This is a genomic window from Ancylobacter mangrovi (genome assembly GCF_024752335.1).
GTDB lineage: Bacteria > Pseudomonadota > Alphaproteobacteria > Rhizobiales > Xanthobacteraceae > Ancylobacter > Ancylobacter mangrovi.
Window position 1 is genome coordinate 151,357 of the sequence record NZ_JANTHY010000009.1, and the last position, 14,407, is coordinate 165,763.

15 protein-coding genes are annotated in these 14,407 nt (G+C 68.7%); 8 read left to right on the forward strand and 7 right to left on the reverse strand.

All coding sequences use genetic code 11. The annotated features are described in order from the left end of the window. The first annotated feature begins 226 nt into the window (after positions 1-226). Positions 227-679 (forward strand): iron-sulfur cluster assembly scaffold protein, encoded by a 453-nt coding sequence (locus NVS83_RS19850; RefSeq protein ID WP_258733088.1) that lies wholly within the window; start codon positions 227-229, stop codon positions 677-679. A 28-nt stretch (positions 680-707) separates the two neighbouring features. On the opposite strand, the gene NVS83_RS19855 is transcribed toward NVS83_RS19850, so the two are convergent. Continuing rightward, positions 708-1,319 carry a hypothetical protein gene (locus NVS83_RS19855; protein WP_258740847.1) on the reverse strand — a complete coding sequence of 204 codons (612 nt, stop codon included), beginning with the start codon at positions 1,317-1,319 and terminating at the stop codon, positions 708-710. An 86-nt stretch (positions 1,320-1,405) separates the two neighbouring features. Between NVS83_RS19855 and yidD the strand changes: the two genes are divergently transcribed. Both yidD and thrS read left to right on the forward strand, forming a co-directional pair. Beyond that, positions 1,406-1,750 carry a membrane protein insertion efficiency factor YidD gene (gene yidD / locus NVS83_RS19860; protein ID WP_258740848.1) on the forward strand — a complete coding sequence of 115 codons (345 nt, stop codon included), beginning with the start codon at positions 1,406-1,408 and terminating at the stop codon, positions 1,748-1,750. A 49-nt stretch (positions 1,751-1,799) separates the two neighbouring features. Continuing rightward, positions 1,800-3,809, forward strand: coding sequence for a threonine--tRNA ligase (gene thrS, locus NVS83_RS19865; protein WP_258740849.1), 2,010 nt, complete (start codon positions 1,800-1,802; stop codon positions 3,807-3,809). A gap of 82 nt (positions 3,810-3,891) precedes the next feature. Here thrS and NVS83_RS19870 read toward each other — a convergent pair whose 3' ends face one another. Continuing rightward, positions 3,892-4,245, reverse strand: a complete 354-nt coding sequence (locus NVS83_RS19870) for a hypothetical protein (RefSeq protein WP_258740850.1) — start codon at positions 4,243-4,245, stop codon at positions 3,892-3,894. Positions 4,246-4,415: 170 nt separating this feature from the next. Between NVS83_RS19870 and NVS83_RS23490 the strand changes: the two genes are divergently transcribed. The 4 genes from NVS83_RS23490 (at position 4,416) to NVS83_RS19895 (ending at position 10,073) form a co-directional block, all read left to right on the forward strand. Next, entirely contained in the window at positions 4,416-5,603 is a 1,188-nt protein-coding gene (locus tag NVS83_RS23490) for a PP2C family protein-serine/threonine phosphatase (RefSeq protein ID WP_309486225.1), read from the forward strand. 4 nt (positions 5,604-5,607) lie between these two features. Further along, a complete protein-coding gene (locus NVS83_RS19885; protein ID WP_258740851.1) occupies positions 5,608-7,938 on the forward strand; it encodes a response regulator in 2,331 nt (776 codons plus the stop codon). 16 nt (positions 7,939-7,954) lie between these two features. Continuing rightward, positions 7,955-8,323: a response regulator gene (locus NVS83_RS19890; protein ID WP_258740852.1), complete on the forward strand. Its 369-nt coding sequence runs from the start codon at positions 7,955-7,957 to the stop codon at positions 8,321-8,323. 145 nt (positions 8,324-8,468) lie between these two features. Continuing rightward, the gene (locus NVS83_RS19895) at positions 8,469-10,073 is read left to right on the forward strand and encodes a Na/Pi symporter (protein ID WP_258740854.1); all 1,605 of its coding nucleotides are present in this window, start codon (positions 8,469-8,471) and stop codon (positions 10,071-10,073) included. Between the two features lie 18 nt (positions 10,074-10,091). On the opposite strand, the gene NVS83_RS19900 is transcribed toward NVS83_RS19895, so the two are convergent. The 5 genes from NVS83_RS19900 to NVS83_RS19920 all read right to left on the reverse strand — a co-directional run bounded on the left by NVS83_RS19900 (position 10,092) and on the right by NVS83_RS19920 (position 13,691). Continuing rightward, entirely contained in the window at positions 10,092-10,517 is a 426-nt protein-coding gene (locus tag NVS83_RS19900; protein WP_258740855.1) for an ATP-binding protein, read from the reverse strand. Positions 10,518-10,556: 39 nt separating this feature from the next. Further along, positions 10,557-10,889, reverse strand: coding sequence for an STAS domain-containing protein (locus tag NVS83_RS19905; protein ID WP_258740856.1), 333 nt, complete (start codon positions 10,887-10,889; stop codon positions 10,557-10,559). A 163-nt stretch (positions 10,890-11,052) separates the two neighbouring features. Next, entirely contained in the window at positions 11,053-12,762 is a 1,710-nt protein-coding gene (locus NVS83_RS19910) for a uracil-xanthine permease family protein (protein ID WP_258740857.1), read from the reverse strand. 144 nt (positions 12,763-12,906) lie between these two features. Beyond that, positions 12,907-13,227, reverse strand: a complete 321-nt coding sequence (locus NVS83_RS19915) for a hypothetical protein (RefSeq protein WP_258733077.1) — start codon at positions 13,225-13,227, stop codon at positions 12,907-12,909. 212 nt (positions 13,228-13,439) lie between these two features. Further along, positions 13,440-13,691, reverse strand: coding sequence for a GlsB/YeaQ/YmgE family stress response membrane protein (locus NVS83_RS19920; RefSeq protein WP_258740858.1), 252 nt, complete (start codon positions 13,689-13,691; stop codon positions 13,440-13,442). A 287-nt stretch (positions 13,692-13,978) separates the two neighbouring features. Between NVS83_RS19920 and NVS83_RS19925 the strand changes: the two genes are divergently transcribed. Continuing rightward, entirely contained in the window at positions 13,979-14,395 is a 417-nt protein-coding gene (locus tag NVS83_RS19925; protein ID WP_258740859.1) for a VOC family protein, read from the forward strand. Positions 14,396-14,407: the final 12 nt, after the last annotated feature.

Genomic DNA, 14,407 nt, shown 5'->3' on the forward strand with positions numbered 1-14,407 from the left:
GAACTCCGTTCGACGGCGCATCTGGGACCGGGCGCCGGGGTGTCACCGGTTGAACTCGCCACATACGTGCCGGCACGCTGTTTGTTCCTTGCATCGTACTCGACGAATGCGGAGAAGGTTGCCGAAAAGCCGGCTGCTTTCACCCGCAATATCCGCTCCTATATAAGGAACGCGCCGGACGCTGCAATGCGATGATGGCGCAGCGGGGCTGACGGACGGAAGGGCCATGCTGAACGAGGTTTACAATCGCCGCATACTGGAGCTCGCTGCCGATATACCACGGCTGGGCCGGCTTGCCTCGCCCGATGCGACGGCAACGGCGCACTCCAAACTTTGCGGCTCCACCGTGACCATCGATCTCGCGCTGAAGGACGGCCGGGTGAGCGACTTCGCTCACGAGGTGCGCGCCTGCGCGCTCGGGCAGGCCTCGTCCTCGCTCATGGGCGAGCTGGTGGTCGGCTCGACGCCGGACGAGCTGCGCGAGGTGCGCGAGGCCATGCGCAAGATGCTGAAGGAGAACGGCCCGCCGCCGACCGGGCGCTGGGCCGAGCTTTCGGTGCTGGAGCCGGTGCGTGACTATAAGGCGCGCCACGCCTCGACCATGCTGACCTTCGACGCCGTGGTCGATGCGCTCGGCCAGATCGAGGCGCGCAAGGGCACGGCCCAGGCTGCCGAATAGAAAGCGGCGCCTGGGCCGTGGCATGGTCCTATCGCTCCGTGAAGAAGGTGAAGATCACCTGGTCCTTGTCGCCGGTGAGGCAGAGGAAGCGGTTGGCGGTGTCGGAGCGGTCGCGCTGGATATAGGCCTCGCCCATGATGACCCCCTTCACCGGCGTGTCGCCGATCTTGAGGTCGGCATGCGCCACGGTGAGGCCGTCGACGTCGAGATAGATGTCGTCGACCGCCGGGGAGCGCAGCTTCAGGCGCTTCAGCGCCTCGGCCTTGCAGGCGGCGATGCGCTGCATGTCGGGGTCGACCTCGGGCGAATCCGCCGCCGAGGGCGCGGGCTGCGTCCCGCCGGTGGGGCCGGGCGGAGGAGCGGGCGTCGCCGGCGGCTTGGTCGCGGGAAGCGTGGCGGCGGGAGGTTTGGCGGCGGGCGGCTTTGCGGCGGGCGCGTTCGCTGCAGGCGCGGTCTTCTCGGGCGGGGTCTTTTCGAGGGGCTTGGCGGCCGGCGCGGGAGCCGCTTTGGGCGGCACCGTGGGTGCTGCCCCGGCGGGGGCGGGGGGCGCGTCCTGGGCCATGGCGGCCATCGCCAGCAGAAGGCCCGCCAGCACGCCGAGAACGGTGGTGCAGGCGGCGGACGGGTGGGACATTTTCATCGATCGGTTCTCCGCCGGGTGCCAGTGTATCGTTCGAAAGGCAACGTTCCGGACTCCCGGTGGTTCCGGGTTAAGGGGAGAAGGCCATGAGCGCGCGTTTCCTGCGCCCGCCGCCTTGGCTGGCCCACGCCGCCGCGCGCCTGCCGCGTCGGGCGCTGCGCGTGCCGATCCTCGTCTACCGCTACACCTTCTCCGCCTTCATGGGCCGGCAGTGCCGCTACCTGCCGACCTGCTCGGAATTCGCCGAGGAGGCGATCGAGCGGCACGGCGCCTGGGCGGGCGGCTGGATGGCGGCCGGCCGGGTGTGCCGCTGCCACCCCTGGGGCGGGCATGGCTACGAGGCGGTGCCCGTCGAATTGCCGCCAAAAGCCGCGTGGTATATGCCGTGGCGTTACGCGCGCACTCCGATGAAGGAGGCGGGCGACACCTGACAAACAAGCCTACCTGCGTGGTTCGCAGGAGTGGGCAGGAGAAAAGCGCATGTCCGACAGTCTCGTGAGCAACAATTTTGTCGAGGGCGCCGCGGCGCCGGCAAATGTCAATCTCACTTTCCCCGATGGTGCCGTCCGAGCCTATGCCTCCGGTACCACCGGCACCGAGATCGCCGCCTCGATCGCCAAGTCGCTCGCCAAGAAGTCGCTGGCGATGAAGCTCGACGGGGTGTTGAGCGACCTTTCCGATCCCATAACCCGCGACGCCCGTTTCGAGCTCGTCACCCGCGAGAGCCCGGAGGCGCTGGAGCTGATCCGGCACGACGCGGCGCATGTGCTCGCCGAGGCGGTGCAGGAGCTGTGGCCGGGCACGCAGGTGACCATCGGCCCGGTGATCGAGAACGGCTTCTATTACGATTTCTTCCGCAACGAGCCGTTCTCGCTCGACGATTTCCCGGCGATCGAGAAGAAGATGCGCGAGATCATCGCCCGCGATGCGCCCTTCTCCAAGGAGGTGTGGGACCGCGACGAGACCAAGCGCGTCTTCGCCGAGAAGGGCGAGGCGTTCAAGGTCGAGCTGGTGGACGCGATCCCCGCCGACCAGCAGATCAAGATCTACCGGCAGGGCGAGTGGTTCGACCTGTGCCGCGGCCCGCACATGCCGAGCGTGGGCAAGGTGGGCGACGCCTTCAAGCTGATGAAGGTGGCCGGCGCCTATTGGCGCGGCGACGCCAGGAACCCGATGCTGACCCGCATCTACGGCACCGCGTGGCGCAGCCGCGAGGAGCTCGACGCCTATATCCACCAGCTCGAGGAAGCCGAGAAGCGCGACCACCGCCGGCTCGGCCGGGAGATGGACCTGTTCCACTTCCAGGAGGAAGGCCCGGGCGTCGTATTCTGGCACCCGAAGGGCTGGAACATGTTCCAGAACCTCGTCTCCTACATGCGCCGGCGCATCAAGGCCGACTATGCCGAGGTCAACGCCCCGCAGGTGCTCGACAAGTCGCTGTGGGAGACCTCCGGCCATTGGGGCTGGTACAAGGACAACATGTTCAAGGTGCAGCCCGCGGGCGACGCCGAGGACAATGACCGGGTCTATGCGCTGAAGCCGATGAACTGCCCGGGCCACGTGCAGATCTTCAAGCACGGCCTGAAGTCCTATCGCGATCTTCCCATGCGGCTTGCGGAATTCGGCGCGGTGCACCGCTACGAGCCTTCCGGCGCGCTGCACGGGCTGATGCGCGTGCGCGGCTTCACCCAGGACGACGCCCACATCTTCTGCACCGAGGAGCAGATGGCGGCCGAGTGCCTGAAGATCAACGAGCTGATCCTCTCCACCTACGCCGATTTCGGCTTCGAGGAGATCGTGGTGAAGCTCTCCACCCGCCCGGACAAGCGGGTCGGCTCCGACGCGGTGTGGGACCACGCCGAGGCGGTGATGCGCGACGTGCTGGAGACCATCGAGAAGCAGGCCGGCGGCAAGATCAAGACCGGTATCCTGCCCGGCGAGGGCGCGTTCTACGGGCCGAAGTTCGAGTACACGCTGCGCGACGCGATCGGCCGCGAATGGCAATGCGGCACCACGCAGGTCGACTTCAACCTGCCGGAGCGCTTCGGCGCCTTCTATGTCGATGGCGACGGGCAGAAGAAGACGCCGGTGATGATCCACCGCGCCATCTGCGGCTCGATGGAGCGCTTCACCGGCATCCTGATCGAGCATTTCGCCGGCCACTTCCCGCTGTGGTTCGCGCCGACGCAGGCGGTGGTGGCGACCATCACCTCCGATGGCGACGACTATGCGCGCGAGATCGCCGCCGCGGCCACCAAGATGGGGCTGCGGGTGGAGACCGACCTGCGCAACGAGAAGATCAACTACAAGGTCCGCGAGCACTCGCTGGCCAAGGTGCCGGCGCTGCTGGTGGTCGGCCGCAAGGAGGCGGCGGAGCGCACCGTCTCGATCCGCCGGCTGGGCTCGCCGAACCAGACCACGCTGGCGCTCGACGAGGCGCTGGAGGCGCTGGTCGCAGAGGCGTGCCCGCCGGATTGCGAGCGCGACTGAGCCCGCCGCGGCAGGCACGTTCGACGGCGTCAAGAATCACGAAGGCCGGGGAGGAAGCTCCCCGGCCCTTTCTGCTTTCAGGCTACCTGTTCGGCCCGCGCGGGATCGCGGGCGGCGGCGGCCAGGGCTGGGTCTCGCGCCGCGTCGTGGGATTGGCGTCGGCGTTCGGCACGTTCAGCCGGCGCTGGCCCGGCGTCCAGTAGGACGGGCCCTGCATGAGGTTCTGGCTGTTGGGTTTCACCGCGTCGGGGCGCGTGGGTATGGCGGAACCCGAGGCCTGCGGTATCGACGGCCGCGGCGTGGCCGCTCCGGGATTGGAAAGGATCGGGTTCAGCGTCGTGCCCGCCGTCGTGCCGCGCAGCCCCGGCGTCTGGGCCTGTGCCAGCGCGGGCGGCGTGAGCATGGCGAGGGTGAGGGCAAGCCCCTTCAGTCTCATCGTGCCGATTCTCCTCGTCTGAATGTGGGGTCGCGCGCCCACTTTTGCCATCGTCGGATGCGGGAAAGGGAAAAGCCGCCGGCGCCGTTGCGTAGCCGGGGCTTTGCGTGGATATTCCCCGCCCGCGGCTTTCGCTCGCCTTCCTCGCGGCAAATCACGGATTCGGGCCTATGGCAGACCAGAACGCGGCGATTCTGGTGGTCGACGATGTCGCCGAGAACCGCGACCTGCTGATCCGGCGGCTGCGCCGGCTCGGCTTCTCGCGGATCGAGGAGGCCGCCGACGGCGTTGAGGCGCTGGCCGCTATCGGCCAGGCGGCCTTCGACCTCGTGCTGCTCGACATCATGATGCCGGAGCTCGACGGCTTCGGCGTGCTTGAGGCGCTGCGCAGCGACGGGCGGATCAACGACATTCCGGTGATCGTCATCTCGGCACTCAACGAGATCGACCCCGTCGTGCGCTGTATCGAGCTCGGCGCCGACGACTTCCTGTTCAAGCCCTTCAACCCGACGCTGCTGCGTGCCCGCGTGCTCGCCACGCTGGAGAAGAAGGCGTTGCGCGACCTGACCCGCGAGGAACTCCGGCGCAAGCAGGTCGAGCTCAACGAGGCGCGCACGCTCCAGCTTTCGCTGGTGCCGCCGTCCTTTGCGGGCGCCGTCGCCGGGCGCCGGCTCGACGTCGACGCGCTGCTGGAGCCTGCCAAGGAGGTCGGCGGCGACCTGGTCGACTATTTCCCGGTCGGCGACGGGCTGATGGTGCTCGCCATCGGCGACGTTTCCGACAAGGGCGCGGCGGCGGCGCTGATGATGGCGCGCACCCATTCCATGTTCCGCGCGCTTTCCGGCCGGCCGGACGCCCCCGAGCTGTTTGCCGACCCGGCGCGGGCGGTCTCGATCGCCAATGACGGGCTGGCGCGCGGCAATGCGGGGTGCATGTTCGTCACCTTCGTGCTGGCGAGCGTGGACGTCGCGGCCGGCCGGCTAGCCTATGTGCGCGCGGGCCATGTGCCGCCCTATCTGCAGGGCGCGGACGGGGGCGTGGAGCGGCTGGGCGGCCCGGGCGGCCCACCGCTGGGCGTGGTGGAAGGCTTCGACTACCAGGCGGCGCAGGTCGATCTGAACGAGGGCGACCGGCTGCTGGTGGTGACGGACGGCTTCACCGAGGCGCAGAACGCGGCCGGCGAACTGTTCGGCGAGGACCGGGTGGGTGCCTTCTTTGCCGACGGGGCGGAGGTGGGCGGCGCGGGAGGGCAGGTGCTTACCCGGCTCGCCACGCAGGTCCGGGCCTTCGAGGCCGGGCTGCCCGCCTTTGACGACATGGCCGCCATTCTGCTCACCTTCGGCGCACGGGAAGTCTAGATCGATGGGAAGTGACGCCATGCCGGAGAACGCGCTGGACGAATCGCAGGCGGGCCGCGAGGCGACCCTGCTGCGCGCGACGCTGGAGAACATGTCTCAGGGCGTCGCCATGTACGACGCCAAGCACCGGCTGGTGACGTGGAACACGCTGTTCTGCGAGTATCTCGACATGCCGGCGGAATTCCTCGGCACCGAGCACACGTTCGAGGACTACATCCGCTATCTCGGCTCGCGCGGCGAGTTCGGCGACGTCGACATCGAGACCGCGCTCGCCAAGCGGGTGGCGCAGCTCGACCACTCCCATTCCTTCGAGCGGGTGCGACCTGACGGCACCATCCTCGAGGTGCGCCGCGACCCGGTGCCGGGCGGCGGCTTCATCGCCATCTACACCGACATCACCGAGCGCAAGCTCGCCGAGATGAAGCTGCGCGAGGACGAGGAGCAGCTTCGCGCCATCGACGCCGCCGCGCCGGTCGGCCTGCTGATTATGGATGTCGAGAAGCGCGCCGTGCGCCACGCCAATGGCTGCTTCGGGCGGCTGGTCGGTCGCGACACGCGCGACCTCATCGACCACCCGATGGCCGAGCTGTTCGCCGACCCGGCCAAGAGCGCGGAGATGGCCGAGCTGATGCTCACCCCGCTCGCCGAGGGCCGCGAATTCTACCTGCCGCGCGCCGACGGCACCGAGATCTGCACCATGGTCTCGCACGAGCCGCTGGAGTTCCGCGGCGCGCATGCGGTGATCGCCACCTTCGTCGATATCTCTGACCGCGTGCGCATGGAGCAGCAGCTTCGCGAGGCCAAGGAGGCGGCCGAATCCGCCAGCCGGGTCAAGTCCGCCTTCCTCGCCAATATGAGCCACGAGCTGCGCACGCCGCTCAACGCCATCATCGGCTACAGCGAGATCCTCGCCGAGGATGCCGCCGACGAGGGCAACACGGCCATGGTCGCGGACCTCGACAAGATCCAGGGCGCCGGCAAGCACCTGCTGGGGCTGATCAACGACATCCTCGACCTGTCGAAGATCGAGGCCGGGCGCATGGACGTCTATCTGGAGCAGGTGTTCCTCGCCCGCATGGTCGAGGAGGTGAAGACCATCGTCGGCCCGATGATGGCGAAGAACGAGAACCGCTTCGTCATCGACTGTCCGAAGGACATCGGCACGCTGCGCACCGACGTCACCAAGCTCAAGCAGAGCCTCATCAACCTGCTCAGCAACGCCGCCAAGTTCACCAAGCAGGGCGAGGTGGCGCTGCATCTGTCGCGCCATGAGAGCGAGGATGGCGGCTTCATCCGCTTCGCAGTGACCGACAGCGGCATCGGCATGACCGAGGAGCAGCTCGGCCGGCTGTTCCAGGCGTTCACGCAGGCGGATTCCTCCACCACGCGCAATTTCGGCGGCACCGGGCTCGGCCTCACCATCACCAAGCATTTCGCGGTGATGCTGGGCGGGAACATCACGGTGACCAGCGAGCCGGGCAAGGGCTCGACCTTCACCATCGACCTGCCGGTCGCGCGCGAGGCCGAGGTCGCCGCCGAGCTGCCGGAGATCGACACCGGCGCGGTTGCCGATCCGGGCGCGATCACCGTTCTGGTGGTCGACGACGACCCGGCGGTGCACGAGGTGCTGACCGCGACGCTGGGCAAGGAAGGCTATGTGCTGCGCCATGCCCGCGACGGCATCGAGGCGCTCAACATCATGCGCACCGACCCGCCGGACATCGTGACGCTCGACGTGATGATGCCGAAGGTCGACGGCTGGTCGGTGCTGGGCATCATGAAGTCCGAGCCGGCGCTGGAGCATATTCCGGTGATCATGCTCACCATCGTCGACGACCGGAATCTCGGCTATTCGCTCGGCGCAGCGGAATACATGACCAAGCCGATCGACCGGCAGCGGCTGATCGCGCTGATCCACAAATTCGCCCCGGGCGACGAGCACGCGGTGCTGGTGGTCGACGACGACCCGCATGTGCGCGCCATGGTGCGCACGACCATCGAGGGCGTAGGGCTGACCGCGATCGAGGCCGCCAACGGGCGCGAGGCGCTGGAATGGCTCGACCGCCATCCGCGCCCCTCGCTGGTGCTGCTGGACCTGATGATGCCGGAGATGGACGGCTTCACCTTCCTCGAGCAGGTGCGCCAGCGGCCGGACTTCGCGGACCTGCCGGTGGTCGTGCTCACGGCCAAGGAGCTGACCGAGGACGAGCGCAGCTTCCTCGCGCGCAACACGCTGCTGATCCTGAGCAAGAGCGCCCAGCCCATCGGCACGCTCGGCTCCGCGCTGGCGGCGATCGCCGGGCAGGAAAAGCCGGCCCGGCCGGCGGCGAAATAGACGGGACGTTCAGGCGATGGCGAAGATCCTGCTCGTGGAAGACAACGAGATGAACCGCGACATGCTCTCGCGGCGGCTGACGCGCAACGGCTTCGAGGTGATCGTCGCCGTGAACGGCCAGGAGGGAGTGGACCTCGCCGTGGCGCAGAAGCCGGACCTGATCCTCATGGACATGAGCCTGCCGGTCCTCGACGGCTGGGAGGCGACGCGGCAGGTGAAGGGCAACGCGGAGACCGCGGCGATCCCCGTCATCGCCCTGACCGCCCACGCCATGGCGCAGGACCGCGAGGAGGCGATGGCGGCGGGCTGCGACGATTTCGACACCAAGCCGGTGGAAATGCCGCGCCTTCTGTCCAAGATCAACGCGTTCCTCGCACCGGGTTGAGGCACCCCGCGGTCTCCGGCGGCTTGTGCTGGCCGCCGACCTGCGTCACGCTGCGCTGCACCAAACCGACCCGGTCTTTCATCCGACGCGGAAACCTGCGTGCCGCCGTCCACGGGAAAGGCTCCGTCCCGGGAACCGTCCTGCCTTGAGTACCATAGCCACCATCGCCTCCCTCATGAGCGGGCTGGGCCTGTTCTTTCTCGGCGTGCGCGGGCTGTCGTCGAACCTCGTGCCGCTGGTGGGGCGGCGCGCCCGGGTCGCCTTCGCCGCCGCGTTGCGCGGACCCGCGAGCTGCGCGCTGAGCGGTATCGTCGCCGGGCTGGTGACGCAGAGCTCCACCGCCGTCTCCTGGATCATCGTCTCCTTCGTGAAGGGCGGCGTGTTGGGGGAGGGGGCGGCGCTGCTGGCGCCGACCTGGTCGAATGTCGGCACTGCGCTGCTGCCGATCATCGTCGCCATCGACACCTCTGTGGCGGCGGGGCTGGTGATCGGCCTCGTCGGCTTCGCCAGCTATTTCAAGCTGGCGCGGGGCGACCGGCTGCGGCGGATGCTCGACGCGGCGCTGGGAGCGGGGCTGCTGCTGTTCGGCATGCACCTGGTCTCGGCGACGGTCGGCCCGCTGCGCGAGGAGCTGATGCACGACGCCTGGTGGGCGGCGGCGCTGCAGTCGCCGCTGCTGCTCGCCGGCATCGGCGCTGCCTTCGCGCTTGCGGCGCAGTCCTCCTCGGTCGCCGCGGCGATCGCGGTCGCGGCGGTGAGCAGCGACCTGCTCGACCTCGCCGCCGCGCTGCCGCTGATGATCGGCGCCAACACGGCGTCGGCGTTCAATCATGCGCTGCTGATCCCGGGCGAGAGCCGGGCGGGGCGCATCGTCTTCGGGCTGCAGGTGGTGCAGAAGATCGGCGGCTCGCTGCTGCTGCTGGCGCTCTACCTCTACGGCCTCGCCGAGCCGCAGCAGATGGACGGGCTGTTCGGCCTGATGGGCGAGAACGCGGCCGCGCAGCTCGCGGTGCTGTTCGTGATCGCGCAGGCTGGAGGCGCGCTGATCACCAATCTCGCCGAGATGCCCACGCGCCGGCTGCTGGCGCGGATGAAGTCGAGCCCGGCGGAGACGCTGGGAGAGCCGGCCTTCCTCATGCGCGAGGCGCTCTCCGACCCGGGCACCGCGCTCGACCTCGCCACGCGCGAATTGGCACGGCTTTCCGCCCGGCTGCCGCTGATGCTCGATCACGTGCGCGACGAGAAGGTGCAGGAGACCCCGCCGCCGGCGCAGCTGTGCGTCGCCGGGACGCGGCTGGCGGGCCTGGTGAAGTCCTATCTGGCTTCGCTGCTCGACCGCGAGCTCTCGGCGCGGCGGGTGTCGCGCGCGCTGCTGCTCGACGATGCGGCGGGGACGGCCGCGGCGCTGCACGAGGCGCTGGCCGAGTTCGTCGAGGCTTCGGCGCCGGCGCGCCAGCTTCCCGCCGCGGGGCGGCTGATCGAGGCTCTGCACGCGCTGCTAGGGGCGGTGGCGGACCATGCCGTCAGTCTTGGCGCAGAGGACCCCGAGCTGGTGCTGACCCTGCTCGGGCATCGCGACCAGCTCATGGACGAGCTGCGCCACCGGCTGTCGACGCAGGCCGGCGTCCCGCCGCAGGCGCTCGACGGGCTGTTCCGCATGACGGTGCTGTTCGAGCGGATCGTGTGGCTGTCGCGCCGGCTGGTGAACGGCTTCACGCAGGTGCACCGCGCCCAGACCGAGGGGCTGTGACGGGCGGGAAGCCGGCGGCTATGCCGCGTCGCGGGCGAGGGAGAGGGTGACCACGTTGCGCCCGTTCTCGCGGCGATAGGCGAAGCTGCGCGCGAGCGTGCGGATCAGATGGACGCCCAGCCCGCCGATGTGCCGCTCGTCGAGGGTGCCGTCGATTTCCGGCGAGGGCGCGGTGAAGGGATCGAACGGATCGCCGTCGTCGCTCAGCGTGAGCTCGACCGAATCGTCGGCGCAGCGCACCTGCACGCCGATCTCGCCGGGGCGCCCGTCGGGATAGCCGTAATCGACCGCGTTGTTGACGAACTCGTCGACCGCGAGCTGGAGCCGGTGGGTCGCCTTGGGCGACAGATCGGCCGCTTCCGCGAAGCTGTCGAGCCGGGCGACGAGCGCCGGCATCTGCGACAGGTCGTTGGGGAGGCGGACATCCATCTCACGGAGCGTCATGTTTCCGTCCGAGGGCTGAAGCGCCTCAGAAAGACACCCCTACGTAAAGGAAGCAAGTGCCGTTTCGCGGCTTTGGTGAATGGGGATCAGCGACGAGAAGCCGCTGACCTCGAACACCTCGTGCACCTGCGGCGTGAGGCTGCAGACCGCCAGCGCGACGCTGGAAGAGCGGGCGAGCTTGGCCGCTTTCAGCACCACGCGCAGCCCCGCCGAACTGATATAGGTCAGCTCCTCGAAGTCGAGCAGCACCGCGGTGCTGCCATCGGGGATCACGGCGAGCATCTCGTCGAGGCGCGGCGAGGAGCTGCTGTCGAGGCGGCCCTTGACCACCGTGACGACGGTATTGCCTTCCACCAGCCGGTCGATCTGCATCGCGCTTTCCAGCTCTCGTCAGTCCGTCATGCGTCAACAGGAAGGTGCCGTCCCGCAGGGGCGGTTAGCCATCGTTCCTGTCGCATGAGCGCGCTCAGAACTAAACACAAAGGGTCGGGCGCGCAAGACGACGAAAAGGAAGTCGGCCCGCGCGGAACGATCGTCAGTGCTCGAAGCGCAGGGTCAGCGCCTGCCGCTCGCCCAGCTTGCCGAGCACCAGCTTGTCGGCGCGCTTTGAGAGCATGTAGCCGACGAAGCGCGCCACCGCAGCCGCGTCGCCCAGCAGGTCCTCGGGCGAGGGGCGCAGCGTCGGGATCTCGATCGGTGCGCCGCGATAGAGCAGCGTGACGTCGAAGTCGTTCTCGTCGAAGCGCGCGCGCATGACGAGGCCGTCCTCGGCGACGCCGGTGTCGAGCAGCATCTCCGCCGCCTCGGCGACGACGGGGATGGCGGAGGCGATGACGTCGCGGCGCGCGCCCCAGATGTCGCCCTGGTACTCGAGGAAGGTGGTGGTGGCCTCGAACGGGTTGTCGTCCACGGTCACCGGCACCGAGGCCTCCTGCCGGATGCCGATGCGGAAGAACAGGTTCAGCCCGATGGCGACGCCGGTGGAGACCGAGAGCGGCGAGCCGAGGATGGGGTGCGCCCAGCTCGGCGTCGCCTGCACCAGCTCGGGCAGGATTGCGACCGCGAGCCCCGCCATGATGGCGAGGCCGACGGTGAAGATCCGCCGGTCGCTGAGCCGGCGGGAGAGGATAAGCTCCATGCCGGCGACCACGAGGAAGGCGGAGCTGTAGACCAGGATCGCGCCGACCACAGGGTCCGGGATCACCGACAGCGCGCCGATGAGGCGCGGCGAGAAGGCGGCGAGCAGGATGATGATGCCCGACGCCACGCCCACCCGCCACGCCGTGGCGCCGGTGGCGAAGGCGACGCCGATGGCGGCCGACGAGGAGGCGCTGGCGAAGCCGCCGGTGAGGGCCGCGCCCATGTCGCTCACCGTGTTGGGACGGATGGCACGCGCGGCCTGCCCCATGTCGGCGCGGCGCCAGTCGGCGTCGTCCATGCGCTGCATGGAGACGACGGTGCTGATCATGTCCACCGCCGAGATGATGCCGGTGAGGATCGCCGCCGGCAGCATGGCCCAGGAGAAGGCGAGGCCGGGCCAGGCGATGGCGGGCAGGTCGATGAGCGGCAGGTTGGCGAGGGCGCGGCCGGCCGGCCCGTGGGTGAGGCCGACATAATGAGCGAGGAGCCAGCCCACGCCGGTGCCGATGGCGACCGCGAACAGGCGCAGCATGCCGCGCGAGAAGATGGCCAGCACCACGATGACGACCAGCGCGGCGAAGCTGACCATCGGGTAGCGCAGGTCCATCCCGGCGCTGCTCGCCTGGTGGGCGAGGCCGAACATGCGCCTCAGTGCGGGCTCGGCCAGCGCGACGCCGAGCATGGTGACGGCGACGCCGCAGACCTCCGGCGGGAACAGCTTGCGCAGCGCGCCGGTGAAGAAGGTCAGCGAGAGCTGGGAGACGGCGGCGACCAGGCTCATGGCGGCGTAGAGCGCCGGCCCGCCGGCCGCGAGCGACTGCACCGCCATTGGCAGGTGTGAGGTGTTGGGGATCTGCACCAGCAGGACACCGGACCCGAAGCGTGGCCAGCATTCCAGTATGGTGGCGATCCCCATGAAGATGACGCAGCTGGTGATGAGGCTCTGCGTCGCCTCGAAGGACAGCCCCGCCTCGGCGGCAGCGACGAGCGGATAGACCACGAACAGCAGGGCAAGCGAGGCGTGCTGCACGCCAAGGCTGACCAGCGTTCCGAGCGGGACCTTGTCCTCTGCGCCGTAGAGAATGTTGGAAGGCTTGCGCGGCATGGTGCGGGGGCCGGGAAGACGTCGTGGAGGGAGGCCGGCCTCACGCCGTGCGGAAATCGCGGCGACGCTCGGCCGGGTCGCCAGCCGGATCGCGGGGCGCAGGAAATCCCGAGCCCGCCCGACCTGCCGAATCCGTTACCGCGACTATGGAGTCTTGAGTGTGGGGCCGCAAGCTATCCGGCCGCGCGGGCGTGGCCGGCGACGGGAGGGGGCGAGGGGATCGACCGGGGGAAGCGGGGGAACGCTCATCGGGCGCTCCTTCCACGCGACATAGGCGGCAAGCGCGGCTTCGAGGTCGCCGAGCGAGCAGCGGGCATCGAGATTTATCACGCCGGCGGCGATTTCGACCGCGAACACCGGCCAGTAGCGATCTACCGCTGCGGGGAGATCGATCTCGTTAATCAGGGCTCCGCCCCGCAGGCCGATCTCGCATATCGCGCGTGCGCGACCCTCGATTCCGTCCATGAACGGATGTTAACCCAAACGCACGCCCGCGGCACGAAAATTTTGCAGTGCGATATTTTGGGCACATGATCCGCCCCGTCCGGCCGCGCGGGGCGCGACCGAACCCATTGGACCCGTTCACGATCCGCCGCACCGGCCGGTGCGGCGAGTGACCAGGTTGCGGCGCCGTTTCACCTTTGCCGCTTCACCATCGCCCGGTCATTGTGGCGTCGTCATCTGCGGATGGCGCGTGCCAGCCAGATCAGGATACAGGCGCCGATGATGCCGGCGATGAGATAGCCGAGCCAGCCGCCGAAGCCGACGCCGACGAAGCTGAAGATGAAGCTGGCGATGGCCGCGCCGATGATGCCGAGCACGATGTTCATCAGGATTCCGGTGCCGGAATCCATGATTGCGGATGCGATCCATCCGGCCAGCCCGCCGATGATGATGGCGGCAATCCAGCCGATCTGTGCGTCTTCCATGAGAGCCCCCAAACGGATTTTCAGGACGCCGGTAGAACGGCGGCGCCCGGCATTCGGTTCCAGAAAATCTTACCGTGGGTAAGTCGTCCCGCGCGGCGGGTCCCAGTACGCTGTCGCTGCCTAAACTGGAGCGCCGCAGCGAAGCGCCGGGGAGATGCGTGAGGCGGCCGCAAAAAAATCCCGCCGTGATGTCGGGCTAGGCTGTTCCCGTTCGTCCTCGTGTCGACGGCGGCGCCCGGCATGGGCGCGATGCCGGGCATGGGGATCGGCAAAGGGAGGACAAAACGGTGAATGTACAGGCTTATCTGATGTTCAACGGCCGCGCCGAGGAGGCGATCGCCTTCTACGGCAAGGTGCTGGGCGCCGAGGTCACGATGCTGCTGCGCTTCCGCGAAGCGCCGGAGCCGCCGCCGCCCGGCATGACGCCGGACGGGTGGGACGACAAGATCATGCATGCGAGCTTCCGGGTCGGCGAGGTCGAATTGATGGCTTCGGACGGCTGCCAGTCCGGCGGCGGCACCTTCCAGGGCATCTCGCTGGCGCTCTCCGTCGCCTCGACGGAGGAGGCGGAAGCGAAATTCGCCGCGCTCGCCGAGGGCGGCACGGTTACCATGCCGCTCGCCAAGACGTTCTTCTCGCCGAGCTTCGGCACACTGACCGACCGCTTCGGCGTTTCCTGGATGGTCCTGGTTTCGACCACGTGACGGGCGGACATC

What these genes read in the sequence shown, in the direction of transcription:
- NVS83_RS19905 (WP_258740856.1), bottom strand. Translation starts at nt 10,889, where the DNA reads ATGCAGATCGACCGGCTGGTGGAAGGCAATACCGTCGTCACGGTGGTC.
- NVS83_RS19850 (WP_258733088.1), top strand. Translation starts at nt 227, where the DNA reads ATGCTGAACGAGGTTTACAATCGCCGCATACTGGAGCTCGCTGCCGAT.
- yidD (WP_258740848.1), top strand. Translation starts at nt 1,406, where the DNA reads ATGAGCGCGCGTTTCCTGCGCCCGCCGCCTTGGCTGGCCCACGCCGCC.
- NVS83_RS19870 (WP_258740850.1), bottom strand. Translation starts at nt 4,245, where the DNA reads ATGAGACTGAAGGGGCTTGCCCTCACCCTCGCCATGCTCACGCCGCCC.
- NVS83_RS19890 (WP_258740852.1), top strand. Translation starts at nt 7,955, where the DNA reads ATGGCGAAGATCCTGCTCGTGGAAGACAACGAGATGAACCGCGACATG.
- NVS83_RS19920 (WP_258740858.1), bottom strand. Translation starts at nt 13,691, where the DNA reads ATGGAAGACGCACAGATCGGCTGGATTGCCGCCATCATCATCGGCGGG.
- NVS83_RS19915 (WP_258733077.1), bottom strand. Translation starts at nt 13,227, where the DNA reads ATGGACGGAATCGAGGGTCGCGCACGCGCGATATGCGAGATCGGCCTG.
- NVS83_RS19910 (WP_258740857.1), bottom strand. Translation starts at nt 12,762, where the DNA reads ATGCCGCGCAAGCCTTCCAACATTCTCTACGGCGCAGAGGACAAGGTC.
- NVS83_RS19885 (WP_258740851.1), top strand. Translation starts at nt 5,608, where the DNA reads ATGGGAAGTGACGCCATGCCGGAGAACGCGCTGGACGAATCGCAGGCG.
- NVS83_RS19855 (WP_258740847.1), bottom strand. Translation starts at nt 1,319, where the DNA reads ATGAAAATGTCCCACCCGTCCGCCGCCTGCACCACCGTTCTCGGCGTG.
- thrS (WP_258740849.1), top strand. Translation starts at nt 1,800, where the DNA reads ATGTCCGACAGTCTCGTGAGCAACAATTTTGTCGAGGGCGCCGCGGCG.
- NVS83_RS23490 (WP_309486225.1), top strand. Translation starts at nt 4,416, where the DNA reads ATGGCAGACCAGAACGCGGCGATTCTGGTGGTCGACGATGTCGCCGAG.
- NVS83_RS19900 (WP_258740855.1), bottom strand. Translation starts at nt 10,517, where the DNA reads ATGACGCTCCGTGAGATGGATGTCCGCCTCCCCAACGACCTGTCGCAG.